Source organism: Azospirillaceae bacterium (assembly GCA_028283825.1).
In the GTDB taxonomy this organism is placed as follows: Bacteria; Pseudomonadota; Alphaproteobacteria; order Azospirillales; family Azospirillaceae; genus Nitrospirillum.
This window is the reverse complement of sequence record JAPWJW010000004.1, coordinates 387,336-400,872: the sequence shown is the minus strand read 5'-3', so window position 1 is coordinate 400,872 and position 13,537 is coordinate 387,336. Positions and strand designations below refer to the sequence as shown.

Genomic DNA, 13,537 nt, shown 5'->3' with positions numbered 1-13,537 from the left:
GGACATCGGCGGCCTTGCCCTATGGTCCCAGCCCGCGATGGCTTGGTGAGAAAAGGAATGACGACCGGTCGCGGTATGGCCCTGTCCGATGCGCTGACGCCGGCGCCGCGTCCCCTTTTGCCGCGGCGGGCGGAGATGTCCGTTGTCCGCATGCGCCGGGACCAGGATGAACCGATATCGCTGGAACGCCTGCCCATACCCAGCCTGGACGCCTTTTCCGTCATCGTGCAGCTGCGCGACTTCGCCCGGCATGAGTTGTGGCGGGGCGGAAAGCTGGTCCATGCCGGCGGCCACGCCCGCACGGCGCTGGCCGTGACCCATCTGGGGGAGGACTGGGCCTGCCGGCACCTGTCGGCCTTCGACAATGTGCGGGTCCAGATTCCCCGCGCCGTCCTGGACGGGGTGACCCAGGATCTGGGCCGCCCGCGCGTCGGCGGCTTCACCTGCCCCGCCGGCACGTTGGACCCGGTGGTTTACAACCTGGCCTGCGCCCTACTGCCGGCGCTGGACATGCCGAACGGCGGCGGGCGCCTGTTCGTGGACCAGGTCACCCTGGCGCTGGCCGTGCACGTGGCCCAGGCCTATGGCGGCATGACGGCGGCCTTCCCCTTGCGCACCGGTGGCCTGTCCGCCTGGCAGGAGGCGCGGGCCAAGGAATTCCTGGCCGCCAACCTGGGCGGCGATATCGGCATCGCCCAGGTCGCCGCCGAATGCGGCCTGTCGCGCGGCTATTTCATCAAGGCCTTCCGGCAGACCACCGGCCTGACGCCCTATCGCTGGCTGATGGAACGGCGCGTCGCGGGGGCCAAGGACCTGCTGCGCGGCCCCCTGCCCATCGCCGACATCGCCCTGTCCTGCGGTTTCGCCGACCAAAGCCACCTGACCCGGGTGTTCACCACCATGACCGGCCTGCCGCCCGGCGCCTGGCGGCGGCGGTTCCGCTGACATCCCCTTTCCATCGCTGCCGGACAAGCCCCTTGACGACAGGCATCAAAACCGCCAGTTAACCGTTTAACGGGCAATATGCCCATTAAGCGGTTATCTCATCATGTCCGTCGATACCTTCCCGCCCTGCGCGACAGCGCCCATCCTGCTGCTGGGTGCTGCGTTGACCATCATGGTCGGCTGCGTCGTGGTGCCGGGCCTGACCGCCACCGCCGCCGGTTTGGGTGTGTCCCGGGGGGCGGACTGGCTGGTCACCCTGCCGTCGCTGGGCGTCATCCTGGGCAGCCCCTTGGCCGGCCGGATGATCGCCGGCCCCCGGGGCGGGGCCTATCGCGCGCTGGCCATCGGCCTGGCCGCCTACGGCCTGCTGGGCGGCGTGGCGCCGCTGCTGTCGGGGCCCATCGCGGTTTATGCCGATCGCCTGCTGTTGGGTGTGGCCACGGCGCTGGTGATGGCCAGCGGCACCACGCTGATCGCCGCCTTCTGGCCGGATCCGGTCCGGCGCCTGCGCATGATCGCGGCGCAGGGCATGGCGATCGAACTGGGCGGTGTCGTCATGCTGGCGGTCAGCGGCTGGCTGGCCGACCGCGACTGGCGCCTGCCCTTCACGCTTTACCTGCTGGCCGTGCCATTGCTGGCGGCGCAGCTGCGGTGGATGCCCCGCCCGCCGGCAGCACCACCGCCGCGGGATGATGGTCCGTCCGGGGCCCGCCTGCCGGCGGCCGTCTTCGTCATCGCCGGCGGCGCCATGGGGGTCTTTTTCGTGGGCGTGCTGTTCCTGCCGCCGGCCCTGGCCGCCATCGGCCTGTCCGCCGCCGGAACCGGCTATTTCCTGTCCTTCGTTTCCCTGGTCGCGGTCGCCACCGCCTTTTTGCTGCCGCGTGTCGTGGTCCGGCTGGGGGAGGGGCGGACCTTCCTGTCGGCCTTCCTGGCCTATGCCGCCGCCTTCACGCTGTTCGCCCTGGCGCCCCGGATCGGTCTGGCGGCCTACGGTGCCGGCGGCGTGCTGCTGGGGGTGGGCTTCGGCCTGTCCATTCCGCTGGCCAACCACGCCGTCATTGAGCGCAGCCCGCCGGCGCGGCGGGGGCCGGCCCTGGCCCGGCTGTCGCTGGCCATCTTCCTGGGCCAGTTCCTGGCGTCCTTCGCCGGATTCCTGCCCGCCACCGCCCTGACCGTCTTCCCGGCCGCCGCCGTGATGGCGCTGGCCTTCGCCGTCCTGGCCGTCCGCCACGGCCGGCCGGCCTGATCACCCAAAAGGAAACATCATGACCGACTTTTCCCCCACGCGCCGCGGCGTCCTGGGTTCCGCCGCCGCTGCCGCCCTGGTCCTGGGGGCCGAGACCGCCTTGGCCAAGCCGACGCCCGCCGCCGGCAAGGGTGTCGCCAAGATCGGTCTGGAGGAACACTGCATGTTCCCCGACTTCGTCGATTACCTGGCGGAAACCAAGCAGAACATCCGCCCCGACCTGTTCGACCGCGCGCTGCCCGCCCTGTCCGATTTCGGGGAACGGCGGTTGGCCATGATGGACGGCAACGGCGTGGAAAAGGCGGTGCTGTCCATCGCCGGCCCCGGCGTGCAGATCGAACGGGATGCCGCCAAGGCGGTGCGCCTGGCCCGTTCCGCCAACGACCGCCTGGCGACGGAGGTGCAGAAGCGTCCGGACCGCTACGGCGGCTTCGCCCATCTGGCCTTGCAGGAGCCGCTGGCCGCGGCCGATGAACTGGAACGCTGCATGACGCAACTGGGTTTCCAGGGCGCCCTGATCAACGGCGAGACCAACGGCAGCTATCTTGACGACCGCGCCTACGACGTCTTCTGGGAACGGGTGTCGGCGCTGGGGGCCGCCATCTACATCCATCCGGGCAATCCCGCCGCCCCGTCGCCGGCCTATGCCGACCACCCCGAACTGTGGGGCCCGACGTGGAGCTGGGCGGTGGAGACCTGCACCCACGCCATGCGGCTGATCTTCAGCGGCACCTTCGATCGCTACCCCAACGCGCGCGTCATCCTGGGCCATATGGGTGAGACGCTGCCCATCCAGCTGTGGCGGCTGGACAGCCGCTATCCCATCAGCAACCAGCGCTACGCCATCCTGAAGAAGCCGTCGGACTATGTGCGTGAGAACATCTACATCACCACCTCCGGCGTCTGTTCCGATGCGGCCCTGCGCTGTGCCCTGGATGCGATGGGGCCGCGCAACGTGATGTTCTCCATCGATTATCCGTTCGAGGATCCGGCGGTGGCCTGCCGCTGGATCGAGACCGCCAACATCAGCGACGCGGAACGCCGCGCGGTGGCGGCCGGCAACGCCCGCGCGCTGCTGCGCATTTGAAGTTCCTCAGACGGCGGCGGCCCCATCCGGGGTCTAGCCTCGTCCTCGCTTTCCAGTCCGCCTACGGCTCCCCGTAAAGCTCCGGCGGCTGCGGTCGCAGCCTATACCTGCATGAGCTAAATCTCATGCAGGTGATGTGGTTGCGCTTTGCGTACCGGCTTGCGGGGCCAAGCCTGCGCCTGTTAGACAGCGGTGATGGACCAGGACAAGGACGGCAACAGCGGGCAGGTGGTGGCGCGGGCCGCCGCCGTGCTGCGCGCGCTGGAGAACCAGCCCCAGGGGGTGACCCTGGCGGTGCTGGCGCGGGCGACGGATCTGCCGCGCAGCACCGTCCAGCGCCTGGTCGCGGCCCTGCAGGCGCAGCAGATGGCGGCCGTCGCCGATGGGCGGATCACCCTGGGCCCCGCCATCCTGCGCCTGGCCGGCGCCGCCTTCGTCGATGTCGTCAGCGTGGCCCGACCGCATGTCGAGGCCTTGGGCCGTGCCACGCTGGAAACCGTCAACCTGTCCGTCCTGCGCGGCAACCACGCCATCCTGGTGGACCAGGTGGCGTCGGAACGCGAGCTTCGGGTGGTGACGCCGGTGGGCACGGCCCTGCCGCTCTATTGCACCGCCCACGGCAAGGCCCTGCTGGCGGCCATGGACGATGCGGAGATTGAACGGCGGCTGGCGGGTACCTGGGAGCGGCGGACGGAACGGACGGTGGCCACCCTGCCGGCTTTGCTGGCCGACTTGGGCGGAGTACGCGGCGCGGGCATCGCCATGGATGTGGGGGAGAACATCCACGGCGTTTGCGGCGTGGGCATCACGCTGGATACCCGCACGCCGGAACGCTACGCCCTGTCCATCGTCATGCCGGCCGTGCGCTTCGAGGGCAGCCGCGATGCCATCTGTGCCGCCATGCGGGACGGCGCCTGCGCCATAGCCGCCTGTTTCTCCTGATCCGGTCCGGCGGTCACCGCACCGTCGACAGGAAGGGCAGCTTCAGGGCGAAGGGCGGCTTGCCGCGTTGCAGCACATGCATGAAGACCCGCAGGGCGCCCTTGGGCGGGCGGGTCAGGGTGATGCGGAAACCGCAGTGTGGGTTGCACTCCTGCAACGCCGCCGCGACATCCTCGCGGGGCTGATGGGGCTGGCCATAACCGATGCAGCCTTCATTGTCGAACAGGCTGACCAGGACATGGATGTCGGGCAGGGCGCGTGTGGTGGCCCAGCCGGTGCACAGGTTGATGCCCTCATCCTCCTTCCAGACCCGCTCGACCACGCCGGTCAGGCCGGCACCCTGGTAGAATTCCGCGATCTGTTCCGGCTGCGGTTCGGCGGACAGGGTGGGCGGGCAGGTCACGAATGCCGCCAGCGTGCTGTAATACGCCTGGGTCGACAGGGCCTTCCGGTCCAGGTCGGCCTGGTCCCACTCCTCAATCCCTTCAGCACCCATCGGCGACCAGGGCAGCTTGGCCAGCCATTGCCTTAGGGTCATGTGCTGGTGGGCCAGCGCCTGGTATTGCTGCTTCCAAAGCTCGGCTTCCCGCCGCGCCTTTTCCAGGTCGCCGGTGCTGGGTCGCTCCTCCAGGCCCGCCAGTTCGGCTTGCAGATCGCGTACCCGGCGGGATTCGGCGCTGCGGGCCTTCTCGGCGGCGTCCAGCTGGTGGCGCAACTGGTTGACCTCTAGCGCCAGGCCGCCGGCGAATTCGTCCACCCGCCGGAAATTGCTCCACAGGTTCTTGATCTGCTGGTTCTGGAAGGCGGCTTCTGGTGACGAGATATCGGTGGCGGCGGGCGCCGGGTCGATGCCGCGCGGCTTCCTGGGTGCCGCACGCGTCTTGTCCTGCAGGGCGTCCGCAGACGGCTCCGTCAGGGCGATCCTGGAGAGGGGGGGCTTGGGAACGGCGACAGGCTTGGCGGGACCCGGTTCGGGCAAGGCTGCCTTTGCCGTCGGGTCCGGCTTGCCGGCGGTTTTCTTCGGTGCGCGCGCCCGGGCCGTCTTGGTCACCGTGACATTCTCCTGCGATCTCATCCTGGCCGTCGTCCTGTCAGTTGTCACGTCAGTCGTCGCCCATGGACTTCCTTGCCAGGGCCCTCGGGGCGGAAACGGGCGGAGGAATGAGGGGGGGCGGGGCGTGCGCGTGCGCTGCCGCCATCCCCATCGCCGCCCCCGTCAGGGCCATGACATGGCGGAAGACCTGGGCTGGGAAAATCTTGCGCATGCACTCGTGGTTACGCCGGCACAGGGCGACGTCGTCCAGGTAACAGGGGGCGCAGGACACCCGCCGGATGACGCTGACCCCCAGCGCGTTGAACGGCGACCAGGTGACCGGATCGACGAATCCGGACTGCACCGCCACCGTGGGAATGCCGGTCGAGGCGGCGATATGCTTGGGCCCGCTGTCCGATCCGACGAAGCAATCCGCCGTCGCGATGTAATTCACCAGCTGTGGCAGGGTGAACTGGCCAATGCGGTTCCGGGCGCCGGCGGCCGCCAGAGCCTGCACCAGGTCGGGGTAGGCCGCCTCTTCCGCCGCGGTGCCGATCATTTCAACCGTCATGCCCGCTTCCACCAGGATGGCGGCCAGGCCGGCCCAATGCGCCGCCGGCCACATCTTGATCTCGTTACCCGCAAAGGGGTGCAGCACGACCAGGGGCAGCTTCTTGAACGATGTCCGGTGGACGCGCGGATCGTCCTGCCAGAATGAGGCGGAGGCGGTCTCGGCGGTGGGGAAGGCCAGTTCCAGGGCGCTTACCAGGCGTTGCAGCTGGATGGAACCGTTGGCGGCCTTGCGCCATTGCGGCAGGTTGCCCTCCCACTCCACCGACACGTCCAGCCAGGGATAGGCGACCCCCTGGGAATAGCCGGCGCGCGTCGTGGCCGCGACATGCTTCAGCAGGAAGCGGGTGTCGCCATCCATCCGGAAGTCCACCGCCAGATCGTACGACCGTCCCTGGAGTACGCCTGCGAACTGTTCCGCCGCCGCGTCGCCTAGCAGGGCCCGCCCGTCGCTGGACCGCGCGGCATAAAGGTTGAACACATGGATGTGGTCGAACAGCCCCGACTGCGCCGCCAGGTCGCGGTTCCAGGCGCCGACCACCACCTCGATCCTGGCCTGGGGAAACGCCGCCCGCAGCTGCCGGAAGGCCGGCAGGGTCAGGATGAAATCGCCGACATGATCCAGGCGCAGCAGCAGCATGCGCCGGATATCGCTCCTGACGCCGGCGATGCCCGCCGCCCAGATGGGCTCCACCGGTTCGGCGTCCACCTTGTACAGACCGCTTTCCCGTTCCAGGTCGGGATGCCAATAGGCATCGCCGCTGCCATGGCGGGCCTGCCAGCGTTTCCAGTACAGCGGCTCCATCTCGCTTTCCACCAGCTCGGCGCGCGAGTTCTTTTCATGGTGGATAAGCTCGGCCTGGGGCACCACCACCACCTGGTATCCCAGGTCGCGCAGCCGCATGTGGAAATCCAGGTCGTTGAAGGTCAGCGCCAGCCCTTCCTCGAAACCGCCCATGCGGATGAACAGGTCGCGCGGCACGGCGATGGCGGCACCCAGCAGCGAGGTGCAGTTGCGCGGCACCTGGTTGATGCCGCCGCCCAGGGCATAATCGGCGGCGCTGAAGGCGAAGTCGTTGCGGGCCCAGCCGGGCTGGCTCATCAGGGAAACGCCAGCGGACTGCACCATGCGTCCGCTGGGCAGCAGCAGGCGGGGGCCCACCGCGCCGATGTTGGGCAGGTTCAGATACCCCAACAGCTGTTCGATCCAGTCCTCGGTGACGACCTCGACATCGTCGTTCAGGAACAGGAAGACATCGCCCTTGGCCAGCACGGTGGCCATGTTGTTGAAGCGCGACCAGTTGAAGGGACCGGCCACCGGGACGACGATGTCGGCCAGGGACCGGATGCGGTTCTTGTCCTCCAGGTTTTCCGGGCTGTAATCAATGTGATCCAGCACGATGATCTCGATGGCCTTGTAACTGGTGCGCTGCCGCAGGTCCTCCAGGCATTTAAAGACGCGGCCCCGCACGCCCTTCGTGGGAATGATGATCGAGACCAGGGGCGCCCGCCCGGCCAGGTCGGCCGTCAGGCGCAGGGGCGGGGTGTCCGGGCCCTGACCGGTGTCCGTCAGCGGCGTGGCGGGGGGGCAGAGATGCGTGGGGTGCCGTAGCGGGTCGGGATGTCGTCCAGCACCCGGGCGCGCGCCTCGCGCTGGATCGGTGACAGGCTTCGGTGCCCATCCTCATATTGGGTGACGGACAAGGCCTCGGGAATATGCCGGCATCGCTGGGGCCGGTGATAAAACACATCCAGCGGGTGGCGGGCGGCGAAGACGGTGAGGTCGTTGTCGGCAAGGCCGGCCAGCATCGCCTGGGTCACGCGGGCGGCCCAGCCGCGCCCGACGAAGTTCATGTGCAGGGCGGTGACGAAGGGCGCGCCGGGGGTTTTGCGCAGCAGGCTCTGGCGATCAGCGACGGTGGCGCGCTCATCCCAGTAAAGCAGATCGACGGCCGGGTCGGCGTGCGCGGCCAGAACGGCCGGCGCGATGGTGTCGATGGTGTCCCCGGGCTCCCCAGGAAGGTGACGTACAGGGGGGCCGCGTGCTGTGCCGCGACGCCTGCCAACAACGCCTGCAGGTGCCGGCCGTCGCGGAATGTATCGCCTGTCCGCCTGTCGCCCGCCCCCGTCTCAGAGGACAGGTCCGGGAGAACGGCGCTGGTCAGGGGATGGACACGCCAGCCGCTGTTCGAACAGTGCTCAAGGGCGTCCAAGGTGGTTTGCAGGCGCGTCGCGACCGCCCCGGCCTGTTCCGGTGTATCGCTCGGTTCCGTGCCCATGCCAATGACAACGGCCCAGACGGCCGCCGCCGGCCCACCGGCGGGTGAGGCGGTGGTTGCCCGGGGCCCATGGTCGCCCCGCCATGCCGCCGCCAGTTCCCAGAAACGCCGTTCGGCATAGCTGCGGGTTCGGACCAGGCGCACCTCATCATTGGACCGCGTCGCCTGCACGGTGTATCGGCGCTCCAGCACGTGGCCGGTTTGCAGTTCCACCAGGAATTTCAGGTCGGTGACGCCCTCCGGCATTTCCGGAATGAACAGGGAAAAGCCGGTGTTCAGGCCGTTGGGATTGGTCCGTCGCACGGCCAGGACGTCGGCTCTGGGAATGCCGAACTGGACGGGCAGGACGACGTCGTCGCTCATGCGGGCGGAAACAGTGCGAATCGTTTCCTGCGCGACCGTCCAGCCGACCAGGTGGACGTTGGTGGTGCTGACCTGAAGCATGCCCTGGTCGTAGCGCGCGTTGTCCAGGTGGAACTCCCCGGCGGGGGCGCCCCTGACAAGAACAAACGATACTTCGTTGACTATTTGCCCCGCGCGGCGCATGCGAAAGGCCAGTACTGCCCCCTCCCGTTCCTCGGCTGGGATGAGCCCAATATTGACATCGATGCTGAAGCCAGAAATCAACGCGTTGGGGTGGTCGGGAAATTCTGTCTGAACGTCCTCACGTTCCCCATTGGGCGTAATCTGGGCGATAAAACTGTCTTTGTAGAATATATCAAATGAATGCAAGGCATCCGGAATAATGGCCCATCCGCCGACCTTGGCGGTTTCGCCATAGAACCTTACTTCATTTTTCCCTCTTTCATCCTCAAGATGGAATTTTCCCAGGCGCCCTAAGTCTCTGTCATTCATTTGAGGTCTCTTGGCCGTTGAAGAATCCTCACGTGCGCAATGCCTTAATCATGATCTCTCCCGCTCAAGCATCCGCTTCCGGCGGCGTCTGCCAATAGAAACTTTTGGGGTAAGATTGGTGCATTAGATTAGGGTGGTTCGGTGGCGGAAATGACCTAAGCAATTGAGTGGGGTTTAACGGTCGCTCAAGGGATTGGGCGTATGGAGCATAGTTCCCGTTCCGTCGGGTTATTCAATGGGCCAAGCGTAAAATTTCGGTTAATTTTCATCGCGCCGGGCCATCACGCACGAGATTTTGGAGCCGTTGCGATTTGTTCTCAGTGCCCGCCCCTCTGGCTTTAGGGATATCCATTCTTTCGGCTGTGGACACCGCAAAAATGTTTCGCGCAGAATCACCCCGCCGCCGTGTAATTCGTGCGACGTCTTGCCGGCGCCCGGCTGTTTGTGCTTATGGGGTGCTTAAATTGTCCAAGATAAAGCCTCTCGCATATGATGTCGGCATGAACAATGGCGACGATACGGAATACTTCATAAAAAAAGGCTATCGGGTAATCGCGATTGAAGCCAACCCTGAACTTTGCAAAGAGGCGGCGGCCCACTTCCGCGCCGAGATTGCCGGTGGACTATTGAAAATCCTGAACATCGGCGTCGGGAAAGAAGAGGGTATACTCGATTTCTATATCGATACTCAGCAATCGACGACCAGCACCTTCGCGCCACAGCCGAATGAAGGCGGCCGATATCGCATCATGCCCGTCGCCGTGAAAAGGCTGTCCGGCATCATCATGGAAGAGGGCATGCCCGACCTTCTGAAGGTGGATGTGGAGGGGCTGGACTATGATGTCCTGGAAGATTTGTACAAGCGTGGCATCCAGCCCGTCTATCTGTCCGCCGAGGCGCACACGATTGACGTCTTCTGCATGCTTGTCTGCATGGGGTACGATCAATTCAAGGTGATGGATTCAGGCAATGTCGGCCGGGATTTCGCCGCCGCCGAAATCCATAGCCTCGACGGCAAGACGCTGACCCATCATTTCAAGTACAACAGTTCCGGTCCCTTCGGGGACGACTTCCCGGCGGCATGGCAGGGGAAGGTGGAAACGATTCGGCACCTGGCCACCCTGGACACGACCTGGCGGGACATCCACGCCCGCAACACTAAGGCTCTCTACGCCGAGGCCGCGCGCAAGGCGGGTGTCCAGAACCCGGCGGCGGAAATCAAGCTGGCCTACGGTTATTGGCGCCGCTACCCCGACGTGGCGGGCCATGATTATTATGGCGAGTTCGGCACCCTGGGTTATGAGGGCGCCCGCCGCCATTTCATCGACCACGGCCGGACCGAGGGGCGGCGCCTGGAATAGGGGACCGCCCGCCCCCCCTTGTCACCCGGGTAGCGGTTCCTTGCCCACCGCGATCAGCCCGGCCAGGGTGATCAGCGGCGGCACGACGAAGCACCAGCACTGCACGGTGGCGAACAGGCCGGCCGCGGCGGCGCAGCCCAGCGCGAAGGCGATGACGCTGGCCGACATGCGGCCCAGGCGGCCCTTGGCGGCGGCCCGGACCTCCGCCGGTGCCCCGCGCATCAGGTCGGCCAGGTCGATCATGATCTGGGTGGTGGTCCCGGTCATGAGGGTGCTGGGCGGGGCGCTGCCCAGGTGCATGCGGTGCAGGCCGTTCTGGATGGCCAGCGCTGTCACCAGCACCATGCCGGTGACGATGGCGGGCAGGGCGTCGCCGTCGGGGAAGGGGCCCCAGCGCACGGCCAGCACCGCACCGATGGTCAGCAGCAGGCATTTCAGCGCTAGCAGGATGCGCACCACCGGCTTGCCCCGCTGCACCAGGGCCGCACTGAGGATCCGCGACAGGATCACCACCACGCAGAACACCGGCAGGGCCAGCAGCTTGGCCACCGCACCCGAGGTGCCCAGCACCATGGACGCGCCGAAGGTGACGAAGTTGCCGGTGACATGGGCCGTGAACAGGCCCTGCAACGCCAGAAAACCGGCGGTGTCGACATACCCGGCGTTGACGCTCAGCAATACCGGCAATCCCGTTTTCATGGCTACCACCCCAGTTTCAGTTCGATGCCCAGATAGTCGCTGTCATGCCCGCCGGCCCGGCGCAAGGTGTCGCCGATGACATAGTGCACCGCCTCCACCGCCGTGGTCAGGTTGGCCGTCACGGCGTAGTCGGCCCGTAGTTGGCCGTAGATGCCGGTCCAGGGTGTGCCCTTGCCGGCGGTGCCGGCCACGGCGTTGTTGGGCTGGACATAGACGGCATCGGCCGTCGTCTGCCGCCACAGCAGGCCGGTGCCCCCCATCAGGGTCAGCTTCGCCACGGGCTTGATGGTCAGCGACGGCTTCAGGTGGATGACATTGGCATAACCGGTGTAGCCGGCCAGCGCGAAATAATAGCCGTTGGGGAACAGCGGGTTGAAGGTGCCCAGGTGGCCGTCGCCGGGATGGCCGTCGCCTGAGGCCGCGTCCGCCTGCAAGCCCAGGCGCGGCGTCCAGGCGACACCCTTGAAGGTGTAGCCGGTCAGCGCGCCGACGGCCCAGGCGCCCACCTGCTGGGACCCGACCGATCCCCATTGCCCCATGGCCTCCACATCCCAGTCGAAACCGGCGGCGTCGCCGGCGTAACGCACGTCGAAGATGTCGCGCCGCTCGATGCCGGCGGCGTCCAGGAATTTGGCGTCGTCATTCTGGTAGCGGGAATAATAGGCCGACAGCTCGCCCGGTCCCACGCCGGAATGCTCCACACGCAGGCCGCCATATTGCAGGTGGGTGTCGGAATAATCGTCGAACGGTTCCAGGGTGCGGTACTGCACCGGGTGGCTCCAGAAACCGATCACCCGCCAGGGGCCGGTTTCCAGGTCGGCCCACACGGCATCGAAGGCCTGGCGCACGTTGGGGCCGTCGCGGCTGGACACGAAGCGCTGGCGGTCGAATCCCATCTCCTGCCGGCCGGCACGCACCTTCAGGGTGACGTCCTGGTCGTCCACGCTGCCCAGGTCGCCGCTATAGGCGACGAAGGCCTGGCGCAAATCGGCCTGGTTCTGGTCGGCCGGGGTCAGGGTGGTCTTGTCGAAGGCGCGGGCGTCCTCGAACTGGGTGAACACCTGCCAATGTTCGCCCAGGTGCAGGTCGGCATGGGCCTGCAGGCGCTGGATGACGTAGCTGTCGCCCTTGCGGCCGCCGATGCCGAAGCTGGGCGCCTCGTTATCCTCGAACCGCTCCCGCAGGGTCAGGCCCAGCGACAGGTAGGTCAGGGCGTCGGTGGCATCCAGCGGGATGTACTTCAGGCTGTCCAGCGGCTGGATCCGCAGGGCCGGGTTGGCCAGGGCGGACCAGTCCTCCTGCCAGCGGTTGGACTTGATGGCCGGGCGGGTGGCGGCGGCCCCTTGCGGGACCGCCGTTTCCGGCGTGGTGCTGTCGTCCGGCACCGCCTCCTGCGCCCTGGCCACCCCCGTCAGGGTGGTCGCCAGGGCGCAGGCCAGGGCCATCAGGCGCCGCCCCCGTGCCACCCGAAGCCGGCGACCGCCGGCCCCGGAGTGAGCACCCCCCCATACAGTGTAAAAGGGGCGCGGAACGAGGAAGCCAAGGCCGCGGATGCGGCCGCCCGGCACCTGAGGGGGCATTTGAGAGGTCACGATCAAATGCCGTGCGCGTTAAGACGCGGCGGCGTGGATTTCGGCGATGTAGCCGCCGGGGAACTGCACCATGGCGGCGGTGCGGTGGTCGGCGGTGTAGGGTTCCACCACCACGGTGGCGCCGGCGGCCTTGGCCTTGGCCAGCGTTTCGTCCAGGTTGGTCACCTCATACCCCGTCATCTCACGGCCGTAGGGCCAGGTCAGGTGGCCGTCGGTGACGATCACCGCCATCTTGCCGAAGGCGCTTTCGATACGGATGCGGCGGTAGGTGCCGCTGGCCTGGCCGATCTCCGTGCCCGGCGCCTTGGCGTCGTCCGACACCACCTTGCCATGGCTGAAGGCCACGAAGTCCTTCACGAACTCACCCGCCTTGTGGGCCGAGACGTAGACGCGATTTTCCGGCACCGTCTGGAAGGCGGCGTAGTTGGGCGGCGTGGTGTGCCAGTAGATCTGCATGTTCACGCCACCCGGCCACTGGATGACGGCGTCGCGGCCGATGGGGTCGGGGAAGGGTTCCACCAGCACATCGGCGCCGGCCTCACGCGCGGCCTTGGTCGCCACGTCCAGGTCGGTCACCAGGTAACCGGTGCGCTCCGCCCCGAAGGGGTAGGGGATGGGCGTCTTGAACCCGAACAGGGAAATGGTGCCCACCGGCGTCTGCAACAGCTGGGTCGTCGTGCTGCTGGGCGTGGGCGTGACGGTCGCCACCCCCTGCTTGGTGCTCTGCCCGCCGAAGGTCGCCAGGAAGGCGGCCGCGAACTTGTCCACATCGTCCACCGCCACATAGACGTGGGTGGTGTCGTACTGCGGGGCGACGGCCACGGCCGGCAGGCTTGCGGTCTTGGCGGCGGCCGGAACCGCCAGCGGGGCGGCCAGTGCCGCACCCATCAGCAGGGCGGCGGTAAAGGTCTTGAATTTCATGATCTCA

Annotated in this window: 12 protein-coding genes; 5 read left to right on the top strand and 7 right to left on the bottom strand. The window is 67.1% G+C overall.

The window, feature by feature from the left end:
* Window positions 1-57 precede the first annotated feature (57 nt).
* From PW843_25970 to PW843_25955, 4 genes are all read left to right on the top strand, one after another.
* The gene (locus PW843_25970) at window positions 58-945 is read left to right on the top strand and encodes an AraC family transcriptional regulator (GenBank protein MDE1150015.1); all 888 of its coding nucleotides are present in this window, start codon (window positions 58-60) and stop codon (window positions 943-945) included.
* A gap of 103 nt (window positions 946-1,048) precedes the next feature.
* Window positions 1,049-2,191 carry an MFS transporter gene (locus tag PW843_25965; GenBank protein MDE1150014.1) on the top strand — a complete coding sequence of 381 codons (1,143 nt, stop codon included), beginning with the start codon at window positions 1,049-1,051 and terminating at the stop codon, window positions 2,189-2,191.
* A gap of 19 nt (window positions 2,192-2,210) precedes the next feature.
* Window positions 2,211-3,278 carry an amidohydrolase family protein gene (locus tag PW843_25960; GenBank protein MDE1150013.1) on the top strand — a complete coding sequence of 356 codons (1,068 nt, stop codon included), beginning with the start codon at window positions 2,211-2,213 and terminating at the stop codon, window positions 3,276-3,278.
* A 195-nt stretch (window positions 3,279-3,473) separates the two neighbouring features.
* A complete protein-coding gene (locus PW843_25955) occupies window positions 3,474-4,220 on the top strand; it encodes an IclR family transcriptional regulator (protein MDE1150012.1) in 747 nt (248 codons plus the stop codon).
* A 13-nt stretch (window positions 4,221-4,233) separates the two neighbouring features.
* On the opposite strand, the gene PW843_25950 is transcribed toward PW843_25955, so the two are convergent.
* The 4 genes from PW843_25950 to PW843_25935 all read right to left on the bottom strand — a co-directional run bounded on the left by PW843_25950 (window position 4,234) and on the right by PW843_25935 (window position 8,957).
* The gene (locus PW843_25950) at window positions 4,234-5,295 is read right to left on the bottom strand and encodes a hypothetical protein (protein MDE1150011.1); all 1,062 of its coding nucleotides are present in this window, start codon (window positions 5,293-5,295) and stop codon (window positions 4,234-4,236) included.
* 28 nt (window positions 5,296-5,323) lie between these two features.
* Complete coding sequence (locus PW843_25945) at window positions 5,324-7,309, bottom strand: glycosyltransferase family 9 protein (protein ID MDE1150010.1); 1,986 nt, start codon at window positions 7,307-7,309, stop codon at window positions 5,324-5,326.
* A gap of 83 nt (window positions 7,310-7,392) precedes the next feature.
* Complete coding sequence (locus tag PW843_25940; protein ID MDE1150009.1) at window positions 7,393-7,677, bottom strand: hypothetical protein; 285 nt, start codon at window positions 7,675-7,677, stop codon at window positions 7,393-7,395.
* Window positions 7,674-8,957, bottom strand: coding sequence for a hypothetical protein (locus tag PW843_25935; protein MDE1150008.1), 1,284 nt, complete (start codon window positions 8,955-8,957; stop codon window positions 7,674-7,676). The genes PW843_25940 and PW843_25935 overlap by 4 nt, the downstream gene beginning before the upstream one ends.
* 500 nt (window positions 8,958-9,457) lie before the next feature.
* Between PW843_25935 and PW843_25930 the strand changes: the two genes are divergently transcribed.
* Entirely contained in the window at window positions 9,458-10,318 is an 861-nt protein-coding gene (locus tag PW843_25930) for an FkbM family methyltransferase (GenBank protein ID MDE1150007.1), read from the top strand.
* A gap of 21 nt (window positions 10,319-10,339) precedes the next feature.
* Here the strand turns inward: PW843_25930 and PW843_25925 are convergent, their stop codons facing one another.
* The 3 genes from PW843_25925 to PW843_25915 all read right to left on the bottom strand — a co-directional run bounded on the left by PW843_25925 (window position 10,340) and on the right by PW843_25915 (window position 13,530).
* Entirely contained in the window at window positions 10,340-11,017 is a 678-nt protein-coding gene (locus tag PW843_25925) for a DUF1275 family protein (protein MDE1150006.1), read from the bottom strand.
* Between the two features lie 2 nt (window positions 11,018-11,019).
* A complete protein-coding gene (locus PW843_25920; GenBank protein ID MDE1150005.1) occupies window positions 11,020-12,462 on the bottom strand; it encodes an alginate export family protein in 1,443 nt (480 codons plus the stop codon).
* 165 nt (window positions 12,463-12,627) lie between these two features.
* A complete protein-coding gene (locus PW843_25915) occupies window positions 12,628-13,530 on the bottom strand; it encodes a glyoxalase (GenBank protein ID MDE1150004.1) in 903 nt (300 codons plus the stop codon).
* Between the last annotated feature and the right edge of the window lie 7 nt (window positions 13,531-13,537).